This window comes from Flintibacter muris (genome assembly GCF_943192995.1).
Classification (GTDB): Bacteria; Bacillota; Clostridia; order Oscillospirales; family Oscillospiraceae; genus Lawsonibacter; species Lawsonibacter muris.
In genome coordinates this window covers 19,865-37,276 of record NZ_CALPCP010000002.1, presented here as the reverse complement: position 1 = coordinate 37,276, position 17,412 = coordinate 19,865, and the positions used below count along the sequence as shown (strand labels likewise).

The 17,412-nt window shown below is 60.6% G+C and carries 23 protein-coding genes; 12 read left to right on the top strand and 11 right to left on the bottom strand.

From position 1 onward, the window contains the following. Positions 1 to 280 precede the first annotated feature (280 nt). The 5 genes from NFS22_RS02450 to NFS22_RS02430 all read right to left on the bottom strand — a co-directional run bounded on the left by NFS22_RS02450 (position 281) and on the right by NFS22_RS02430 (position 5,217). On the bottom strand, positions 281 to 1,660 hold the full coding sequence (locus NFS22_RS02450) for a S1C family serine protease (RefSeq protein WP_251316186.1): 1,380 nt from the start codon (positions 1,658 to 1,660) through the stop codon (positions 281 to 283). 156 nt (positions 1,661 to 1,816) lie between these two features. Then, complete coding sequence (gene ytvI / locus NFS22_RS02445; RefSeq protein ID WP_251316185.1) at positions 1,817 to 2,971, bottom strand: sporulation integral membrane protein YtvI; 1,155 nt, start codon at positions 2,969 to 2,971, stop codon at positions 1,817 to 1,819. A 256-nt stretch (positions 2,972 to 3,227) separates the two neighbouring features. Then, complete coding sequence (locus tag NFS22_RS02440; RefSeq protein ID WP_251316184.1) at positions 3,228 to 4,091, bottom strand: DegV family protein; 864 nt, start codon at positions 4,089 to 4,091, stop codon at positions 3,228 to 3,230. A 116-nt stretch (positions 4,092 to 4,207) separates the two neighbouring features. Next, positions 4,208 to 4,414: a DUF896 domain-containing protein gene (locus tag NFS22_RS02435; protein WP_251316183.1), complete on the bottom strand. Its 207-nt coding sequence runs from the start codon at positions 4,412 to 4,414 to the stop codon at positions 4,208 to 4,210. 2 nt (positions 4,415 to 4,416) lie between these two features. Further along, on the bottom strand, positions 4,417 to 5,217 hold the full coding sequence (locus NFS22_RS02430; protein WP_251316182.1) for a YlmH family RNA-binding protein: 801 nt from the start codon (positions 5,215 to 5,217) through the stop codon (positions 4,417 to 4,419). Positions 5,218 to 5,400: 183 nt separating this feature from the next. On the opposite strand from NFS22_RS02430, the gene NFS22_RS02425 reads away from it, so the two are divergent. Then, the gene (locus tag NFS22_RS02425) at positions 5,401 to 6,207 is read left to right on the top strand and encodes an HAD-IIB family hydrolase (protein ID WP_251316181.1); all 807 of its coding nucleotides are present in this window, start codon (positions 5,401 to 5,403) and stop codon (positions 6,205 to 6,207) included. 37 nt (positions 6,208 to 6,244) lie between these two features. Here the strand turns inward: NFS22_RS02425 and NFS22_RS02420 are convergent, their stop codons facing one another. After that, positions 6,245 to 6,436 carry a YtxH domain-containing protein gene (locus tag NFS22_RS02420; RefSeq protein WP_251316180.1) on the bottom strand — a complete coding sequence of 64 codons (192 nt, stop codon included), beginning with the start codon at positions 6,434 to 6,436 and terminating at the stop codon, positions 6,245 to 6,247. A 179-nt stretch (positions 6,437 to 6,615) separates the two neighbouring features. On the opposite strand from NFS22_RS02420, the gene NFS22_RS02415 reads away from it, so the two are divergent. The 6 genes from NFS22_RS02415 to NFS22_RS02390 are packed head-to-tail and all read left to right on the top strand — an operon-like array spanning position 6,616 to position 12,084. Then, a complete protein-coding gene (locus tag NFS22_RS02415) occupies positions 6,616 to 7,893 on the top strand; it encodes a dihydroorotase (RefSeq protein ID WP_251316179.1) in 1,278 nt (425 codons plus the stop codon). A gap of 47 nt (positions 7,894 to 7,940) precedes the next feature. After that, on the top strand, positions 7,941 to 8,864 hold the full coding sequence (pyrF, locus tag NFS22_RS02410) for an orotidine-5'-phosphate decarboxylase (protein WP_251316178.1): 924 nt from the start codon (positions 7,941 to 7,943) through the stop codon (positions 8,862 to 8,864). Between the two features lie 11 nt (positions 8,865 to 8,875). Then, positions 8,876 to 9,670 (top strand): dihydroorotate dehydrogenase electron transfer subunit, encoded by a 795-nt coding sequence (locus NFS22_RS02405; protein ID WP_251316177.1) that lies wholly within the window; start codon positions 8,876 to 8,878, stop codon positions 9,668 to 9,670. Then, the gene (locus NFS22_RS02400) at positions 9,663 to 10,607 is read left to right on the top strand and encodes a dihydroorotate dehydrogenase (protein ID WP_251316176.1); all 945 of its coding nucleotides are present in this window, start codon (positions 9,663 to 9,665) and stop codon (positions 10,605 to 10,607) included. Before NFS22_RS02405 ends, NFS22_RS02400 begins: the two co-directional genes overlap by 8 nt. A gap of 15 nt (positions 10,608 to 10,622) precedes the next feature. Beyond that, the gene (locus tag NFS22_RS02395; RefSeq protein WP_251316175.1) at positions 10,623 to 10,955 is read left to right on the top strand and encodes a DUF1622 domain-containing protein; all 333 of its coding nucleotides are present in this window, start codon (positions 10,623 to 10,625) and stop codon (positions 10,953 to 10,955) included. A gap of 4 nt (positions 10,956 to 10,959) precedes the next feature. Next, complete coding sequence (locus NFS22_RS02390; protein ID WP_251316174.1) at positions 10,960 to 12,084, top strand: bifunctional histidine phosphatase family protein/GNAT family N-acetyltransferase; 1,125 nt, start codon at positions 10,960 to 10,962, stop codon at positions 12,082 to 12,084. Positions 12,085 to 12,087: 3 nt separating this feature from the next. On the opposite strand, the gene NFS22_RS02385 is transcribed toward NFS22_RS02390, so the two are convergent. From NFS22_RS02385 to NFS22_RS02370, 4 genes are all read right to left on the bottom strand, one after another. Next, positions 12,088 to 12,351: a hypothetical protein gene (locus NFS22_RS02385; RefSeq protein WP_251316173.1), complete on the bottom strand. Its 264-nt coding sequence runs from the start codon at positions 12,349 to 12,351 to the stop codon at positions 12,088 to 12,090. 144 nt (positions 12,352 to 12,495) lie between these two features. Continuing rightward, on the bottom strand, positions 12,496 to 13,209 hold the full coding sequence (locus NFS22_RS02380) for a sigma-70 family RNA polymerase sigma factor (RefSeq protein WP_251316172.1): 714 nt from the start codon (positions 13,207 to 13,209) through the stop codon (positions 12,496 to 12,498). Next, positions 13,206 to 13,643: an anti-sigma F factor gene (spoIIAB, locus tag NFS22_RS02375; protein ID WP_251316171.1), complete on the bottom strand. Its 438-nt coding sequence runs from the start codon at positions 13,641 to 13,643 to the stop codon at positions 13,206 to 13,208. Before spoIIAB ends, NFS22_RS02380 begins: the two co-directional genes overlap by 4 nt. A gap of 161 nt (positions 13,644 to 13,804) precedes the next feature. Further along, positions 13,805 to 14,110 carry an STAS domain-containing protein gene (locus tag NFS22_RS02370; protein ID WP_251316170.1) on the bottom strand — a complete coding sequence of 102 codons (306 nt, stop codon included), beginning with the start codon at positions 14,108 to 14,110 and terminating at the stop codon, positions 13,805 to 13,807. A gap of 294 nt (positions 14,111 to 14,404) precedes the next feature. Here NFS22_RS02370 and NFS22_RS02365 point away from each other — a divergent pair, with 294 nt between their 5' ends. From NFS22_RS02365 to NFS22_RS23665, 5 genes are all read left to right on the top strand, one after another. Beyond that, a complete protein-coding gene (locus tag NFS22_RS02365) occupies positions 14,405 to 14,785 on the top strand; it encodes a GntR family transcriptional regulator (protein ID WP_251316169.1) in 381 nt (126 codons plus the stop codon). Then, a complete protein-coding gene (locus tag NFS22_RS02360; RefSeq protein ID WP_251316168.1) occupies positions 14,782 to 15,642 on the top strand; it encodes an ABC transporter ATP-binding protein in 861 nt (286 codons plus the stop codon). The genes NFS22_RS02365 and NFS22_RS02360 overlap by 4 nt, the downstream gene beginning before the upstream one ends. Further along, positions 15,639 to 16,289 (top strand): ABC-2 transporter permease, encoded by a 651-nt coding sequence (locus NFS22_RS02355; RefSeq protein ID WP_251316167.1) that lies wholly within the window; start codon positions 15,639 to 15,641, stop codon positions 16,287 to 16,289. Before NFS22_RS02360 ends, NFS22_RS02355 begins: the two co-directional genes overlap by 4 nt. A gap of 1 nt (position 16,290) precedes the next feature. Further along, entirely contained in the window at positions 16,291 to 16,455 is a 165-nt protein-coding gene (locus tag NFS22_RS02350; RefSeq protein WP_251316166.1) for a hypothetical protein, read from the top strand. A 102-nt stretch (positions 16,456 to 16,557) separates the two neighbouring features. After that, positions 16,558 to 16,692 carry a hypothetical protein gene (locus NFS22_RS23665; RefSeq protein ID WP_277614733.1) on the top strand — a complete coding sequence of 45 codons (135 nt, stop codon included), beginning with the start codon at positions 16,558 to 16,560 and terminating at the stop codon, positions 16,690 to 16,692. A 15-nt stretch (positions 16,693 to 16,707) separates the two neighbouring features. Here NFS22_RS23665 and NFS22_RS02345 read toward each other — a convergent pair whose 3' ends face one another. Next, positions 16,708 to 17,334, bottom strand: coding sequence for an NUDIX hydrolase (locus NFS22_RS02345; protein WP_251316165.1), 627 nt, complete (start codon positions 17,332 to 17,334; stop codon positions 16,708 to 16,710). Positions 17,335 to 17,412 lie beyond the last annotated feature (78 nt).

Here is a 17,412-nt window from a genome sequence, read left to right as displayed (position 1 = left end):
GCCCCACCCAATCTGGCAACAGAGAGGGGGTGAACATATTGGGCACCGTTCTTAACTTTTTCCTGTCGGTTTTAGCAGGTATAGCCGCCTGCTATATCTGCAAATGGCTTGACCGGCATGGCAGGGGACAGTAAGCCTGCCTCAGCAAAGCAGACCCCCGAAGAGCGCCTATCTCTTCGGGGGTCTGTCTTTTGCCTGTGTGAACATATTGGGCGCCTGATGCTTTTCTTAACCACGTTTATTGTACCACAGCTGCCCCAATCTGTGCAAGGCTTATTTCTTACCACGGGAACATATTCCCGAAGGGCCACTGGTAGTAGTAACCGCCATTGCCGCCGTTGCCCTGGAAGGGCTGCTGCTGCTGGGAGTTGCTCTGGAGCTGGTTGCGGCTTTCGGTCTCGGCGTTCTGCTCGTCAAAGGTGATGGTCAGCTTGACCTCCTTCTGGTCCCGGATGACGGTGAGGGTGGCGGTATCGCCGGCCTTATAGTTGGTGGACAGGGCGGCGGTGAGGGCGGAGGAGGAATCAATGGCCGTATCGTCAATGGCGGTGATGATGTCGTTAACCTGCAGGCCCGCCTTCTGGGCGCAGGAGTCCTCAGCGATATAGACCACAGAGGCACCGGCGGCAATGCCGTAGCGCTGGGCCTCGGAGGAAACGTCCATCACCTGAACGCCCATATAGGGCTTGCCGGTGACATAGCCGTGGGCGATCAGATCGGCCAGGATGTCCTTCACGTCGTTGATGGGCAGGGCAAAGCCCAGACCCTCGGCGTTGACGCCGGAGGAGGATTGGGTGTATTTGGCGGTGGTGATACCGATCACATTGCCATAACTGTCAAAGAGGGGGCCACCGGAGTTGCCCGGGTTGATGGCGCAGTTGGTCTGGAGCACGTTGAGGGTGGTGCTGTCGCCGTTGTCCCCGGTGGTGATGAGCCGGTCCAGGGCGGACACCAGGCCGTCGGTGAGGGAGTAGGTCAGCTCACCCAGGGGGTTGCCAATGGCGTAGACACTCTCGCCCACCACCAGCTTGCTGGAGTCACCCAGGGTGACGGGGGTGAGGCCGCTGGCCTCAATTTTCAGCACAGCCACGTCGTTGTCCTTCTCGCCGCCCACCAGCTTGGCGTCATACTTGTCGCCGTTGGAGAAGGAGACCTGGATGGTCACCGAGGAGTCGTTTACCGCACTTTCAATTACATGGTAGTTGGTGGCGATGTAGCCGTCCTGGGTGAGGACAAAGCCGGAGCCGGAGGCGGCGGAGGTGGTGGTCTGGCCGAAGATGTTCACGGTGGTGTTCACCGTGATGCCCACGCAGGAGACCACATTGGCGGCGTAAAGCTGTTCAGGGGTCATGGGCTGGCCGTTATTGGTGTTGAGCACCGTCCGTACCTGGGGGCGGTCCTCCTCGTAGATCACGGTGGAGTTGGAGGGGGGGGCCATGCGGTTATACAGGTAGGCCCCGCCCACTCCCGCGCCGCCGCCGGCGATAGCGCAGGCCAGCACCAGAGCGATTACCTTCCCCGCGCCCCGCTTTTTCCTGGAGGACTGCGCGCCGCCGGTGGAGAAGGGGGTGTTGGGCATTGCGGGGTCCGGGTCCTCATATTGACCAAAACTGCCCCGGTAGCCGTCGTTCTCGCTGTTGTAAAAGTTGAATTCGTCCATGATGAAACGCTCCTTTCGAAACGGTTATTTTTTTCAGGTGTTCCCTGGAACTGTGGCTATCATACCCCTAAAATATGAAAAAAGCATGAAGAAAATCAAATATCTTTTTGAACTTTTCAGGGGAATTTTGGGGATTTTGTGAACAGAGCCGGGTCCCTACTCAGGGCGCTCTGACAAGATGGCGGCGATATCCCGGGCGGCGGCCTCCAGGTCCAGGCGGACGCCCCGGAACATGCCCATCCCGGCCAGGTTGAGGATCACCAGCAGGACCACCGGCCCAAAGACCATTCCCAGCACTCCGGCCAGCTTCATGCCCGCGTAGATGGAAACCAGGGACAAAATGGGGGACAGCCCTGTCTGGTCACCCACGAATTTGGGCTCCATCACCCGGCGGAACAGAGCGATAATCCCCCAGATGGCCATCAACTCCACTGCGGTGGAAAAATCCCGGGTGAACAGAGCCACAAAGGCCCAGGGGACCATCACGGTGCCCGCCCCAATGATGGGGATAAAGTCCATAACCGCAAGTCCCAGGGCCAGCAGCAGGCCGTAGGGCTGACGGATCAGGAAAAAGCCGGCCAGCAGGATGAAGAATACCCCCACAGACAGCAAAAATTCCGCCTTCACATACCCGCCGAAGGCCCCCAGGGCGGTGGCACGCAGCTGGCTCAGGAAGCGGAGCACCCCCTCGTCCAGGTGCTGGACATACCGGCTGCGCAGATAGGGGTAGTCCGCCGTGAGCAGGAAGGTGGCCATCACAAAGATGACCAGCGCCACGCAGAAGCCGGGCAGGCCCATGGCCCGCTCCCCCGCCTCCATGCCCAGGCTGCCCAGGGCGGTGGGCACCGCGTCAGACAACCACTGAAACAGGTCGTCCCCAATATTCTCTACAATCTCGTTGACCTGGGGGGGCACCAGGGTGAGAAAGTGGGCAAAGAGCTCCTCCAGCTGGTCCAGAACGGACTGGAGGCTGTCCAGCAGTCCGCTCCAGTTCTGCACCAGGGACACCAGCTGCCCCGCGGCGGCGTAGACCAGCAGGGCCAGCCCCCCGCCGATCAGGCCGAAGAGGACCAGCAGAAGCAGCAGCGTAAGCACCTGCCGGTTCCAGCCCAGAGCCCGCTGCAATTTCTTCACCAGAGGATTGAGCAGGGCGGCGGCGGCCAGGGCAAGGAGGAAGGGGGCGAAAAGGGACAGCGCAGGCCGTCCAAACCGCAGCGCGAGCCATACCGCCAGCGCGGCCAGCGCCAGCCGTATACCCAGCCGCAGCCACAGCGCCCCCCGCTGCCTCCAGGTGAGCAGTCGATTCCCCATATTCTATCGCCTCGTTTGTATTAGTATGGAGGGTATCCTACTCCAGAATACCATAGAATGGGTGAATAAAATGTAAAAACTGCCGGTCCAGACAGAACCGGCAGTTTACAGTTTATTGAATCATCAGATTCGCCGCCACATGCAAAGCGGCAAATGGCCGCCGCAGAAGCAAAAGGGCCTGCCCAGTGACAGGCGGGCGGCCACAGGCCGCCCCTGCAGCTCCGGCGTCCACAATTTTTGTGGCTTACTATAGTCGTCAATCGCGGTAAATGATGCCGATCAGGTTGGGGCCGGCGTTGATGGCGATAACACCGCCAATGTGGTAGGACATGGCGGGCTCCTCCCCCAGCTCCTGACGGCACAGCTCCAGCAGCTTTCCGGACTGCTCCCCATTGCTGCCCTGGATCATCAGATAGGGGGTGCCGGGTTTCCGCTGCGCCTTGCACATCTCCGTCAGCTTGGCCACCACGGCCTTCTCACCCCGGACTTTGGCCAGGATTTTGGACTCGCCGTTGAGAAAGGTCATGATGGGCTTCAGCCCCAGGGCCTCCCCCACAAAGGCGGCGGCGGCAGACACCCGGCCCGATTTTTTGGCAAAGCGCAGGTCCAGAGGGGAGAACACCACGTGGACATGGTTTACCCAGTCCTGAATAAAGTCCGCCACAGTCTGGGGCGAGGCACCTTCGGCGGCCATTTTGGCCCCCTGGACCACCGCCCAGCCGTAGCCCATGGTGTAGTTCAGGGCGTCGATAATGTGAATATGAAAGGTATCTCTGGCCTCCGGGTGGTCCTTGTAGAACTCCCCCCGGGCCTGAAAGGCGTTGGCGCAGGTGGCGGAGCCCTTGGAGTTGATGGAGGTGTGGATCAGGTCGGTGAAGCCCTCCTCCCAGGCTGTCTCAAACAGCTCGGTAAAGATATAGGGGTTGAGCTGGGCGTGTGTGGGGATCTGAGGGGCGGCCAGAAGCATGTCATAGAACTCCTGGGGGGTGAAGTCAAAGCCGTCGGCGTACTCCTTGTCTCCCATGGCGATAGGGAAGGGGAGCACCTGGATGTTCAGCTCCTCCCGCAGCGGGGCGGGAATGTCGGCGGCGGAGTCGGTGGTAAATCTGATGCGAGCCATAGCGGGGCCTCCTTGTTTCATACGGGCCTGGGGCCCAAAAATCCTTCCAAAACCGGAAAATCACAGCCATTATGGCAGAAAATGGCTGGCTTGTCAAATTAAAAAACCATTAAGGTTCAGCCCTTTTTTCTCAGCTTCCGCCGGGTGCCGTCCGGATACTGGACCACGGTGCGGTCCAGCTGGGCGGTGAGGCTGGCCTTGAAGGCGTCAATATACTCCCGGCGCAGGATGTCCCGCTCCCTGAGCTCCTCGGGCGTCAGCCCCTGGGGAGTTTTGGCCTTGCGGGCCAGCTCATTGATGCGATCGATTTTCTTTTGTTCCATGGTTACAGATACCTCTCTATTACCAGCATGGTCCGGCCCTTTTTGGACTGCCCTGGAACCTCTTTGACGACGCACTTGCCCAGTCCCCGGCAGGTGAGGACGTCGCCCTGGGCCACCTGGCGGTCGGCCTTGAGGCACTCTTTGTGGTTCACCGCCACCTTGCCCGACGAGATGAGCCCAGCGGCTTTGCCCCGGGATATGGAGAAGCCGGCGGCGGCCACAGCGTCCAGCCGGAGGGTGGACACGGTGTCACGGATGGTCTTCACCCGGGGAGGTTTGGGGGCGAGCTGGCGGGGCGGAAGCCGGGACAGCTCCGCCTTGTACCGCCCCGCCCCCTCCCACTGGGACAGGAGGATGGGCAGGGCCTCACCCAGGACCACCACTTGGCACACCCCCGGCTGGGGAAGCAGGATATCCCCCAGCACCTCCCGGGTAATGCCAAGGCCCATGAGGGAACCCAGAATGTCCCGGTGGCTGAGGGAGGCCCCGGCGGGGAATTTGGCCTGGACGGCGGCGAGGGGGCCGTCCGGATCGGTGAGAACATCCTCCTCCCCCTGCCAGTTCGCGGGAAAGAAGCAGATGTTCCGCTCACTGTTGGGGTAGCCGCCCCAGAACAGGTGCTGGGGCCTGCCCCAGGCGTTGAGCAGATCGGTTACCGATGCCTGTTCCCCAGGGGAGAGGAAGGGCGTATGGGCGGGGACACCCCGGCTCTGGCTCAGCTCCAGCTTGTCCAGCACCCGGGCCAGAAGCACGCGCTCCTCTCCGCTGCGGGCGCAGCGGTCCAGCAGCTCCTTTTTCGTCATAAAGAGTCCCCCTTGCTGTAAGTTCCGCTCCAGTATATCGGCGGAAGGGGAGATTGTCAAGGGAATGGGGGGTTGACAAACCGTCCGCCGGACTCTAAAATAAAACAGGACCGCAGAATGCTGCGGTATTTTCACATTTAAATTGAGGCGGCCTGCCATTGAGACGGCGGAAAGGAGGACTCTATGGGAAAATTTAACGGTCTGCTGCTAGCCAGCGACTTTGACGACACGCTGTACGGCCTGGACCTGCGTATCCCGGAGCGCAATCTGGAGGCCATCCGCTACTTTATGGAGGAGGGCGGCTATTTCGCTATGTCCACCGGCAGAGCCCACCGTACCTTTGCCCCCTACGCTCCGCTGATCCCCATGAACGCACCGGCTGTGCTGTCCAACGGGGCGGCTATTTACGATTTTCAGGCGGACAGGATGCTGGAGCAGACCCATCTGCCTCCCACGGCCCCCCAGGACCTGGGAGCTGTTATGGAGCGGTTCCCCTCCCTGTCGCTGGAGGCCTATCACGGGGAGGATATCTATGTCTGCCACCCCAACGATATCACCTTTGCCCACTTAAAAAAGGTGAACTGTGACTACACCCAGTGCGAGCTGGCGGACATGCCCACCCCCTGGGTAAAGGCCCTGTTTCATCAGGAGCGGGAGGTACTGCTCCAGGCGCAGGCCATGCTGCTGGAAGGGGGCGGGGAGCGGTATGAGGCGATTTTCTCCAATCCCCGCTACCTGGAACTCACCGCAAAGGGCAGCAACAAGGGGGGCGGTGTGGCCCGGGTGGCCCGGATGCTGGGGGTGACCCCGGAACACATCTACTGTGTGGGTGATAATCAAAACGATATTCCCATGATGGAGCTGTCCGCCATCCCCTTTGCTCCGGCCAACTGCGCCCAGGAGGTCAAAGACTGGGGCGCCCGCATCCTCTGCCACTGCAACGATGGAGTGATTGGGGATATTGTGGAAATTTTGGACAAATTATATTAATTATGGGCCCCCGGCGTAAGCCGGGGGCCTTGTGATGTTACATGTCCATAGCGTCGGCCAAGTGGTCGATAGCCTCGTTGACCCGGCGGGCGGCCTTGTGGGCGGTCCGCTTGATCTGGCGGCTGGACGGGGCCATAGTCGCGCCCAGAAGGGCGCCCGCAGCCATACCGGCTACCGTCCCCATGAGGAACGCGCCGGTGCCGTGGCAGCTGTAAGAATTTCCGTACATTGTTTTTCCTCTCTTTCCCCGGAGAAATTTGAAGATTCTCCGCTGGCCATAGTATCCCCTGAAAATTCAAAAAACTCGTTGCTAAATCCTGCATCTTCCGCTATAATTTAATGTCAGGAAATGTGTGTATGGACAGACAATTCAAAAAAATCTACACAAGTCATGGCGGAGGACTTATCATGAAGCTTTTGATCAAGAACGGACGGGTGATCCATCCGGTAACGGGGACCATCCTGCTGCAGGACCTGCTGCTGGAAAACGGCAGAGTGGGTCTGATGGAGCACGGTTTGAACTGTGAGGCCGGGCGGACGATTGACGCCTCCGGACTGATGGTCGCCCCGGGGCTGGTGGATATGCACGTCCACCTCCGGGACCCGGGCCTGACCTATAAAGAGGATATTTTCACCGGCTGCGCGGCGGCGGCCCGGGGGGGTGTTACCTCAATGGCCTGCATGGCCAATACCAGCCCTGCGGTGGACTGTCCGGAACAGGTGAAGTACGTGCTGGACCGGGCCGCTCAGGCCAACGGCGTGGGGGTATATCCCGTTGCGGCCCTGTCCCGGGGACTGCGGGGTGAGGAGCCCACCGACACCGAGGCGCTGAAAGCGGCGGGGGCCGTGGCCCTGTCTGACGACGGTAACAACGTAGACAGCGCCAACCTGATGCGGGACGTGCTCATCCGGGCCCGGCAGCTGGATCTGCCCGTGCTGTGCCACTGCGAGGACACCTCTATGGTGGCGGGCCGGGCGGTGAACGAGGGCAGCGTGTCCCGTCAGCTGTGGCTGGAGGGCCGGCCCGCCATTGCCGAAGAGATTATGGTCATGCGGGACGCCATGCTGGCCGAGGAGACAGGGGCGGCGGTACACATCTGCCATGTATCCACCGCCCGGAGCGTGGACATCATCCGCAAAATGAAGAAAAAGGGGGTACGTATCACCTGCGAGACCTGCCCCCAGTATTTTACCCTCACCGAGGACGAGGTGCTCACCCAGGGGGCCCAGGCCAGAGTCAACCCGCCCCTGCGGACCCAGAAGGATGTGCAGGGCATTATTGCCGGGCTGAAAGACGGCACCATTGATGTGATCGCCACCGACCACGCCCCCCACTCCGTGGAGGAGAAGGCCCGTCCCCTCAGCCGGGCCCCCAGCGGGATGATCGGCCTGGAGACCAGCCTGGCTTTGGCGCTGACCCGGCTGTACCACACCAAAAAGCTGGACCTTCCCTCCATCATCCGCCGCATGTCCACCAATCCCGCCGATATCCTTCACCTGTCCCGGGGACACATGTCCCTGGGGGCCATTGCCGACCTGGTCATCTTCGACCCGGACGAGTCCTGGATCATAGACCCGCTGCTGTTTGCCTCCAAGGCCCGCAACACCCCCTTTGCCGGGCGGACCGTCAAGGGCCGGGTGAAATACACCATTGCAAAGGGCGAGGTTATTTATCAGGACAGCTGAAAACGCCTCCCTTTGCGAAGGGGACCAAGCAAGAAAGGAGTTATACCATGTCATTCGACGTATTGCAGGATAAGATCCGGGCCATGAAGAACCCCACCGTGGCCGGGCTGGACGCCCGCATTGAGTATGTACCCGAGCACATCCGCCGGGCGGCCTTTGAGGAGCACGGCCCAGGGCTGAAGGGGGCCGCCGAGGCCATCTGGCAGTTCAACGCGGGGCTGATTGACACGCTGTGTGACGTTGTCCCCGCCGTCAAACCCCAGGCGGCCTACTACGAGAACCTGGGCTGGCAGGGGATGGAGGTGCTGGAGCGCACCATCCGCTATGCCCGGGAGAAGGGGCTCTTCGTCATTGCCGACATCAAGCGGGGGGATATTGGCTCCACCGCCGCCGCCTACGCCGAGGGCTGGCTGTCCGGGGCAAAAATCGAGGGGGAGGTCTTCAAATCCTTTGACGCCGACTGCGTCACCCTCAACGGCTACATGGGCTCCGACTCCATCAAGCCCTTCCTGGAGGCGGCCAAGGTGGAGGACAAGTGCGTCTTTGTGCTGGTGAAGACCTCCAACCCCGGCTCCGGGGAGCTCCAGGACATTATGGCCGGGGACCGGCAGGTGTATGAGGTGATGGGCGATTTGAACCAGCGCATTGCTGCCGGCACCGAGGGCAAATACGGCTACACCATGGCCGGAGCGGTCACCGGGGCCACCTACCCCTCCGACATCCGGGCCCTGCGCCGACGGCTGGAGCATACCTTCTTCCTGGTACCCGGCTACGGCGCCCAGGGGGGGACGGCGGACGACGTGCAGTACGCCTTTGACAAGTACGGCCATGGGGCCATTGTCAACTCCTCCCGGGGCATCATGTGCGCCTGGCAGAAGACGGGCGGGGACGGCCATGACTTCGCCGAGGCGGCCCGGAACGCTGCTCTCGCCATGCGGGACGACATCCGGCAGTTTGTCACCATTGTGTAAGGGGTAGACGCATGAAGGTAGAACGCGCATGCAGCATCATAGTCAAGGAGCAGCTGACTCCGGACACTGTCTCCATGACACTGGCGGTGGGGGACATGGTCAGCTCCGCCGTCACCAATACCGGGCGGCCCATCCATCCAGGACAATTTGTTCACATCAAGTGCGGGGAGGGCCTGCTCCTCCGGCGGCCCATCTCCATCCAGTCCTGGACGGGGAGCCGGATGGGGGGGACCATCACCGTGGTCTTTGAGGCCAAAGGGGAGGGCACCCGCTGGCTGGCCCAGCGTCAGGTGGGGGACACCCTGGACGTGCTGGGGCCCCTGGGGAACGGCTTCCGGACTACCCCCGGCCCCTACTTATTGGTGGGAGGCGGCATTGGCGTGCCGCCGCTCCACGCCTGTGCCTGCTACGCCGGCTGCTCCTCCACCGCCATTTTGGGCTTCCGCTCCAAGGACCGGGCCATCCTGCTAGACGAGTTTGACAGCGAGTGTATTGATGTTCAGATTGCCACCGATGACGGTTCCCTGGGCTATCACGGCTTTGTGGACGCACTGGTTCGCCGGGAGCTGGGGAAGGAACACCACTACCAGGGCGTGCTGGCCTGCGGGCCCAAGGCTATGCTGAAGAGTGTAGCGCAGGTTGCGGCGGAGTTTGGCGTTCCCTGCCAGGTGTCCATGGAGGAGCGGATGGGCTGCGGCGTGGGGGCCTGTCTGGTGTGCGCCGTGACCATGAAGGACGGCACCGTAAAGCATGTGTGCAAGGACGGCCCGGTATTTGACGCTCAGGAGGTGGACTGGGATGCCTGATGTGAATATGCAGGTGGATCTTGCGGGGGTAAAGCTGAAAAACCCGGTGGTAGTGGCTTCGGGCACCTTCGGCTTTGGCCGGGAGTACAGCAAATTCTACAGCCTGGGGGAGCTGGGCGGCATCTGTGCCAAGGGGCTGACCCTCCACCCCCGGACGGGCAATCCCGCTCCCCGCATTGCCGAGACCCCTATGGGCATTCTCAACTCGGTGGGGCTGGAAAACCCCGGAGTGGACGCCTTTATCAAGGAGGAACTGCCCTTCCTGCGGGGGGAGGGCCTGCCCTGCAAGCAGAGGTTCGAGACAAAGATTATCGCCAACATCTCAGGAAACACCCCGGAGGAGTACGGCATCATGTGTGAAAAGCTGGCGGAGGCCGGGGTGGACATGATCGAGGTGAACATCTCCTGCCCCAACGTGAAGGCGGGGGGACTGGCCTACGGTACCCGTCCGGAGCTGGCCGCCGAGGTCACCGAAACAGCAAAAAAGCACGCTGGAGACGTGCCCGTCATGGTGAAGCTGTCCCCCAACGTCACCGATATTTGCGAGATTGCCAGGGCGGTGGAGGGGGCCGGGGCGGACGCTTTGTCCCTGATTAACACCATCCGGGGGATGCGTATTGACGTAAACACCCGCCGCCCCGTTTTGAAGATGAACACTGGGGGGCTGTCCGGCCCCGCCGTGCTGCCCGTGGCGGTGCGGATGGTGTGGGAGGTGTCCCAGGCGGTAAAGCTGCCCATCCTGGGCATGGGGGGCGTGTCCAAGGGCACGGACGTGGCCCAGCTGATGCTGGCGGGGGCCTGCGCTGTGGCGGTTGGCACCGCTCTGTTCGCCGATCCCTTCGCCCCGCTGAGAGTCCGGGACGAATTGGCGGACATTGCCGCCCGGCAGGGACTGGCCTCGGTTTCGGAGCTGACCGGAGGGGTGACCCCCTGGTGAAAAGGAGGAGGTTCCATGCTGGAGCATGTGATTGAGCTGTGCCTGCCCACCATCATCTCCGCCTGTGAGCTGATGGGCATTTTTGTGGTGGCCGTCACCGCTGTCCGGGCCTTCTGGCTGTACTGCGTGGGGATGGTCACCCGTACTCCGAAAAATATCAAATTCCAGCTGGCTGAGGGTCTGGCTACCAGTCTGGAATTCAAAATGGCCGCAGAGATTTTAAAGACCGTCCTGGTCCGGGACCTGAACGAGCTGATGGTGCTGGGGGCGGTGATTTTGCTGCGGGCTCTGCTGTCCCTGCTGATCCATGTGGAGATGAAGGGGGAGGCAAACCATACAAAGGACTGATTTGATGACAACGATCTACCTGATCCGCCACGCCGAGGCGGAGGGCAACCTGTACCGCCGGGTCCACGGCTGGTACAACTCCCTGATTACCGAAAACGGCTACCGGCAGATCGCGGCTTTGGAGGAACGCTTTCGGGATATCCATATCGACGCGGTGTGGTCCAGTGATCTGTTCCGGACGCGCACCACCGCCCGGGCCATTTACAGAGCTAAAAACCTGCCCCTGAACACCTGCCCCGGCCTGCGGGAGCTGAACCTGGGGGACTGGGAGGACCGGACCTTTGGGGCGGTGCGCCACACGGATCCCCAGCGGATGGACCTGTTCAACCGCACCGACCCGAAATGGGAGGTGGAGAACGCGGAGAGCTTCTTTCAGCTGGAGGAACGAATCTATGGGGCGGTGCGCCGTATCGCGGAGCGGTATCCGGACCAGACCATCGCCCTGTTCAGCCACGGCATGGCCCTGCGGCAGTTTTTGGGCAAGGTGAAGAATATCCCGCCGGAGGAGTGGCACGCCATGCCCCACGGGGACAACACGGCGGTATCCTGCCTCACCTGGGACGGGGAAAAATTCGAGATTCAATACGAGATGGACAACTCCCACCTGTCTGAGGAAATCTCCACTCTGGCCCGCCAGTCCTGGTGGCGAAAGGACAAAAAGACGTCGGCAGACGTGAACCTGTGGGCGGATATCCCCCTTAAAACCTGGCCCCGGGATCAGGAGCTGTACCTGAAGCTGCGGCGGGAGGTCTGCCCCGGTGTGGAGGACGCCGTCCTTTTGGCTGAGGCGGAGGAGCTGTGGAGGCAGTCCATGTGGAACCTCCACATATTCCACGCGGGGGAGCGGCCCATGGGTGTAATCCTGTATGACGACCGGTACACCACGAAGAAGACAGGGTATATCAAGTTCCTGTCCATCCTTCCGGAGGACCGGGGCAGGGGACTGGGAGTGCAGCTCATTGGTCAGGCGGTGTCTATGTACCGCAACATCGGCCGGGACCGCCTGCGCCTCCACTGCCCCCCGGACAACGAGAGTACCCGCCGGTTTTTCCAAAAGTACGGCTTTGTAAAGCTCAGGGAGGAGCCGGCAGGGGACCTGCTGGAAAAATATATCGGGTTTGACCGCTGATACTTATACGCAAAGGGACTTGAAGACGGCCTCCCGCAGCCTCAGCCCCACGGCATAACAGGCGTATTCCTCGTATCCGTCCAGCTCCGTCAGCCGCTCCGAAAGCTGGCTGCACAGCTCAAAGCCAATGATCTCCTGGAGCTGTGACACAATTTTGTTGTATTCCTCCCTGGCAGACTGATAGCCGGGGATATCCTCACAGAGACAGGCCACTGCTTGGGAAATTTCCTCGTTGGGCCAAAACAGTTCCGCAAACAGCGCTTGCATTTTAATCGCTCCCAATCTATAATACATTCACAAATTGCGCACTCTTATTATACATGCGCAATTTGCGAATGTTAAGAGGTAATTATGAAATTCCATGAACGTATTCGTCTGTTGAGAAATGAACGGGATATCACACAAATCAAATTATAGCAATTCCCGCCGCAGCTTGTCCAGTGCCCGGCGTTCCAGACGGGACACCTGGACCTGGGACACCCCCAGCACTCGGGCGGTATTCATCTGGGTAAGACCCTTGTAATAGCGCAGAAGGAGCACCTGCTGTTCCCGCTCCGGGAGACTGTCAACAGCGGCGCGGAGGGTAAGTCGCTCCACCATACCCTCCTCCTCGTTCCCGGTGGTGAGTATGCCCTCCAGGGTGAGGCCGTCGCTTCCTGTCTCCGCCTGGAGGGATACCACCGGCTCGATGGCGGTCTCGGCGGCGGCGATGTCCTCTGGGGACAGGTCCACCTCCTCCGCCAGCTCGGACAGGGTGGGCTCCCGTCCCAGCTGTCCGGACAGCCTGGCCCGCGCCGAGCGGATGGCTGTCCCCCGTTCTTTCAGCCCCCGGCTCACCTTGACCGGGCCGTCGTCCCGCAAAAACCGGCGGATCTCACCGGCGATTTTGGGGACAGCATAGGTAGAAAACTGGGTGCCAAACTCCGGGTCAAAGCCCTGGATAGCTTTGAGAAAACCCAGGCAGCCCAGCTGGTACAGGTCGTCCGGCTCCACTCCCCGGCCGTAGTACCGGCGCACCACGCTCCAGATCAGGCCGTTGTTTTCCAGCAGTACCTGTTCACAGGCGGCACGGTCGCCCCCCCGGGCGGCCTCCAGCAGCGCGGAGCCGGCAAGGGGCCCGCTCACCGGCCGGCCCGGCGGGCAATCTTCCGGGCCATGGTGACGGCAGTCCCTTTGCCGGGGGTGGAGCGGACCTTCAGGGTATCCATAAAGCTCTCCATAATGGTAAAGCCCATCCCGGAGCGCTCCTCATTTCCGGTGGTGAACAGAGGGGTGCGGGCCTGGTCCACATCAGCGATCCCCACCCCCCAGTCCTTTACCAGAATCTCCAACAGGTTCCCCTCCTTGATGCGCAGCCTGACCATCACCTTTCCTAGGGTATCCGGGTAGGCGTGGACAATGGCGTTGGTCACCGCCTCGCTGACGGCGGTTTTGATGTCGTTGACCTCCTCCAGAGTGGGGTCCAGCTGGGCGGCAAAGCAGGCAGCCGCCGTCCGCGCAAAGCCCTCGTTGGCCGACCGGCTGGGGAACTCCATGGTAACTTGATTCTCAATTTTCATATGTATCGGTCCTTTCTTTGGCCCTATATGGCCCCCTTCGCAAAGGGGACTCCCGGCGCAGCCGAGTGGAGGTTTTCTTCTAAAATGCAATACGCTGATCAGGAAAACTCTCCGTCACCGCCTTCGGCGGCGCCACCTCCCTTTGCGAAGGGAGGCTTTTTTCATTCGAACCGGATGATTCGTTCCAGCCCGGCGGCCTGAAACACTCTGCCCGCCTGGTCCGGAGTGTTCACCACCCGCATGGAACCCTGCACCTGGCCCATCCGGCGGTGGGCCCGAAGGAGCACCGCAATGCCTGAGCTGTCCGTAAAGGTCAGCCCGCTCAGGTCCAGGGTGAGCTCCCGCGGCTGGGCGGCGTCTATGCGGCGGTCCAGTTCCTCCATTACCAGCTTGGCCCCGTGGTGGTCCAGCTCTCCAGCCACCTGGGCCGTCAGGCGGCGTTTGTCCTCTCTACAGGTCACCGGCATATCTGACCCGCTCCTCTCTGGGTATATCCCATTATTTTCCAGACCATTATAGGACAAGCCTGCTGTCGAATCCGGACGCTTTTTTCCGGTTCCCTCACTTTTCCAAGAAAAAAGCTTCCGGTTTGGAAGCTGCCAAAAATTTTTTTGCCTTCCCTATTGACAAACGGGAAAAAAGCGCTATACTGTGCATATAGTATATATACAGTAAATCCAAAATAACAGTGGTGAGACCCGGCGCGGGACCAGCGCGCGGCCGGCAGCCTGGACCTCACCCCCTGTTGAAAGGCAGGACAAATGGATATTATATTAAGCAATGCCAGCGGAAAACCTATTTATGAACAGATCACCGACCAGGTAAAGGAACAGATCATGGCCGGAACCCTGTCGGCGGGGGACGCCCTGCCCTCCATGCGGCTGCTGGCCAAGGAGCTGCGCATCTCGGTGATTACCACCAAGCGGGCTTATGAGGAACTGGAGCGGGACGGCTTTTTGGAAAACGTCCCGGGCAAGGGCTGCTTTGTGGCTCCCCAGAACCGGGAGCTGCTGCGGGAGGCCCAGCTGCGAAAGGTAGAAGAAAAGCTGGCCCAGGCGGTGGAGGAGGCCCGGAGGGGCGCTTTCCCGCTGGACGAGCTGCATGAAATGCTGGATATTTTGTATAAAGGTGACGAATTATGACAAATTGTATTGAAATTAAGAGGCTCTGCAAGTCCTACGGGGACTTTACCCTGAAAAATATAGACCTGACCCTGCCCGGCGGCTCCATCCTGGGGCTGATCGGAGAGAACGGGGCGGGCAAGACCACCACCATCAAGTGCATCCTGAACCTGATCCGCCGGGACGCGGGGGAGATCACTCTGCTGGGCTATGACAACGTGAAGGAGGAGCGCCTGGCCAAGCAGGACGTGGGCATGGTGCTGGACGAGTGCTTCTTCCACGACACCCTCCGCCCCAAGGATGTGAGCAAAATCCTGGCTCCCGCCTACAAGCATTGGGACAACCAGCTCTTTCTGGACTACCTGGACAAATTCGGCCTTCCGGAGAAGAAGCTCATCAAGGAGTTCTCCCGAGGGATGAAGATGAAGCTGTCCCTGTCCGCCGCCCTGGCCCACCACCCCAAGCTGCTCATCCTGGACGAGGCCACCGCCGGTCTGGACCCGGTGGTCCGGGACGAGATTCTGGACGAATTTTTGGGGTTCATCCAGGATGAGGACCACGCCATCCTCATGTCCAGCCACATCACCTCCGACCTGGAGAAGGTGGCCGACTACATCGCTTACATCCACCAGGGACAGGTGGTGCTGTCCGACGCCAAGGACAACATCCTGGACAGCTACGGCCGGGTGGGCTGCACCGCCGGGCAGCTGGAGGCCATTGATCCCCGGGACGTGCTCCGGGTACGGCGGGGCTCCTTCGGCTGCGAGGCCCTGGTAAAGGACCGCTCCGCCTTCGCCCGCAAGTACCCCATGCTCCTGGTGGAGCGGACCACCCTGGAAGACATCATGCTCTTTGTGGGGAAAGGAGAAGTAAAATGACCGGTTTGATTATGAAAGACCTTCTTGTGATGCGCAAGACTATGAAATCCTATCTGCTCATTATAGTGCTCTACGTAGTGCTGGCTTATCTTGATGTTTTGAATTACGGCTTTATCATTACCTTTATTCAGGTCATGCTCATGGTGCTGCCCATCACCGCCTTCGCCTATGATGAACAGGCCAAGTGGGACCGGTACGCCGTAGCCCTCCCCTTGGGCCGTAGCAGAGTGGTGGGGGCCCGGTATCTCTTTGTGTTGATGCTGACTGTAATCACCACAGCCATGGGTCTGGTGGGCACCGCCATCCTAACTCTGGTCCATGAGGCAGAGCCGTTAGAGATGCTGCTCACCCTGGCTGTTTCCACCACCATCGGGCTGCTGGTGCCTGCCATCCTTCTCCCCCTGTGCTACAAGCTGGGGGCAGAGCGGTCCCGCCCCTACCTGTACGCCATTATCTTTATCCCCACCATTCTGGTTGTACTGCTGGCTAAGATAGACGTTATCGACTTTTCCGCCCTCAATGCTCTGGAGGATCTGACCTCCGCTGTTCTTCTTGGGGGCCTCTCCCTGCTGCCCCTGGGGGCGCTGGCGGCATTGCTGGTATCTTATCTCATCTCCTGCCGCATTACGGCAGGGAAGGAGTACTGAGATGACCGCCGCTGTCATCCTTCTGTGGGTAAGCTGCCTGTGGTCCATCACCCGGTCGGTCCTCTGCCTGATCTGGACGGCCAGCCCCTGGCGTCGGATGCTTGTGCTGGCCGCCCTGGCCTTGGCTGTCCGCTATGCCCACATGCCCAAGGGAAAAACCATGTAGGGGCGGTAATTTTGATCCCGCTTTGGAAAATCATCCAACAAGCCTCTTGCACTCCCTGACTGTCTTGTGGTAAAATAACAACATCAAAGGAGTGTGAGCGCTATGAGAGATATGACCGCAAAGGAGGCCATCCGTGAGCTTCAAAACATGAAGCAGTACTGCACCGCCAAATCCATTCCCGCCCTGGACTTCGCCATCAAGGCGCTCAAGGAAAGGGCGGAAGCCGAAAAGACATAAGACAAGACCCCCGGCTCAGCCGGGGGTCTTACATATTTGTATCAAATTCCGGGTAATCCGTCCGGTCAGGCCCCAGATGGCGCGGCCCTTCCAGGGGTAGACAGGGACGTTCTCGCTCCCTTTCTGCCACCTGTAGTCTCTGGGGATTCCAATCACCTCATAGGGAAAATTTTCCGCCGGAGTGGGGATCAGTTCGTAGGTATACTCAATGGGGGGATGTGTAAGCAGATAGGACATAGGGACAAAAAACACCTCGTCCACCTCGGCGGTGCTGGGGACCATCCGCTCCAACGCCCCGCTGTCCACCACACCTAAAACGGGCTGCATCAGGAAGTTGGCCCGGTGGGCGATAAAGTCCAGCCGGCCCACCAGCCTCACTGCCCCGGAGGGGATGGCCAGCTCCTCCCAGGTCTCCCGCAGGGCGCACTCCTCCGGGGTCTCCTCCGCCTCCATCCGCCCCCCGGGAAAGCAGACCTCCCCCGGCTGGCGGCGCAGGGTTTTGGCACGGACCTCGTAAAGCAGGCACAGCTCCCCCTCCCGCTCCACCAGGGGGACCAGCACCGCATAGGCGCGGCGGGAGTCCATCAGGCCGGGAGCACGGGTTTGCAGAGTGTGTTCTAAGGAGGTCAAATTAAATTCCATCTTCGTTCCTCTATCTCCCGTCCCCCCGCAGGGGGAAAGCCTCCCTTTGTGAAGGGGCTCTTTTCGCCGCAGTGGGGC

Coding starts and splice junctions, on each gene's coding strand:
- NFS22_RS02450 (WP_251316186.1), bottom strand. CDS start 1,660: ATGGACGAATTCAACTTTTACAACAGCGAGAACGACGGCTACCGGGGC.
- ytvI (WP_251316185.1), bottom strand. CDS start 2,971: ATGGGGAATCGACTGCTCACCTGGAGGCAGCGGGGGGCGCTGTGGCTG.
- NFS22_RS02440 (WP_251316184.1), bottom strand. CDS start 4,091: ATGGCTCGCATCAGATTTACCACCGACTCCGCCGCCGACATTCCCGCC.
- NFS22_RS02435 (WP_251316183.1), bottom strand. CDS start 4,414: ATGGAACAAAAGAAAATCGATCGCATCAATGAGCTGGCCCGCAAGGCC.
- NFS22_RS02430 (WP_251316182.1), bottom strand. CDS start 5,217: ATGACGAAAAAGGAGCTGCTGGACCGCTGCGCCCGCAGCGGAGAGGAG.
- NFS22_RS02425 (WP_251316181.1), top strand. CDS start 5,401: ATGGGAAAATTTAACGGTCTGCTGCTAGCCAGCGACTTTGACGACACG.
- NFS22_RS02420 (WP_251316180.1), bottom strand. CDS start 6,436: ATGTACGGAAATTCTTACAGCTGCCACGGCACCGGCGCGTTCCTCATG.
- NFS22_RS02415 (WP_251316179.1), top strand. CDS start 6,616: ATGAAGCTTTTGATCAAGAACGGACGGGTGATCCATCCGGTAACGGGG.
- pyrF (WP_251316178.1), top strand. CDS start 7,941: ATGTCATTCGACGTATTGCAGGATAAGATCCGGGCCATGAAGAACCCC.
- NFS22_RS02405 (WP_251316177.1), top strand. CDS start 8,876: ATGAAGGTAGAACGCGCATGCAGCATCATAGTCAAGGAGCAGCTGACT.
- NFS22_RS02400 (WP_251316176.1), top strand. CDS start 9,663: ATGCCTGATGTGAATATGCAGGTGGATCTTGCGGGGGTAAAGCTGAAA.
- NFS22_RS02395 (WP_251316175.1), top strand. CDS start 10,623: ATGCTGGAGCATGTGATTGAGCTGTGCCTGCCCACCATCATCTCCGCC.
- NFS22_RS02390 (WP_251316174.1), top strand. CDS start 10,960: ATGACAACGATCTACCTGATCCGCCACGCCGAGGCGGAGGGCAACCTG.
- NFS22_RS02385 (WP_251316173.1), bottom strand. CDS start 12,351: ATGCAAGCGCTGTTTGCGGAACTGTTTTGGCCCAACGAGGAAATTTCC.
- spoIIAB (WP_251316171.1), bottom strand. CDS start 13,643: ATGAAAATTGAGAATCAAGTTACCATGGAGTTCCCCAGCCGGTCGGCC.
- NFS22_RS02370 (WP_251316170.1), bottom strand. CDS start 14,110: ATGCCGGTGACCTGTAGAGAGGACAAACGCCGCCTGACGGCCCAGGTG.
- NFS22_RS02365 (WP_251316169.1), top strand. CDS start 14,405: ATGGATATTATATTAAGCAATGCCAGCGGAAAACCTATTTATGAACAG.
- NFS22_RS02360 (WP_251316168.1), top strand. CDS start 14,782: ATGACAAATTGTATTGAAATTAAGAGGCTCTGCAAGTCCTACGGGGAC.
- NFS22_RS02355 (WP_251316167.1), top strand. CDS start 15,639: ATGACCGGTTTGATTATGAAAGACCTTCTTGTGATGCGCAAGACTATG.
- NFS22_RS02350 (WP_251316166.1), top strand. CDS start 16,291: ATGACCGCCGCTGTCATCCTTCTGTGGGTAAGCTGCCTGTGGTCCATC.
- NFS22_RS23665 (WP_277614733.1), top strand. CDS start 16,558: ATGAGAGATATGACCGCAAAGGAGGCCATCCGTGAGCTTCAAAACATG.
- NFS22_RS02345 (WP_251316165.1), bottom strand. CDS start 17,334: ATGGAATTTAATTTGACCTCCTTAGAACACACTCTGCAAACCCGTGCT.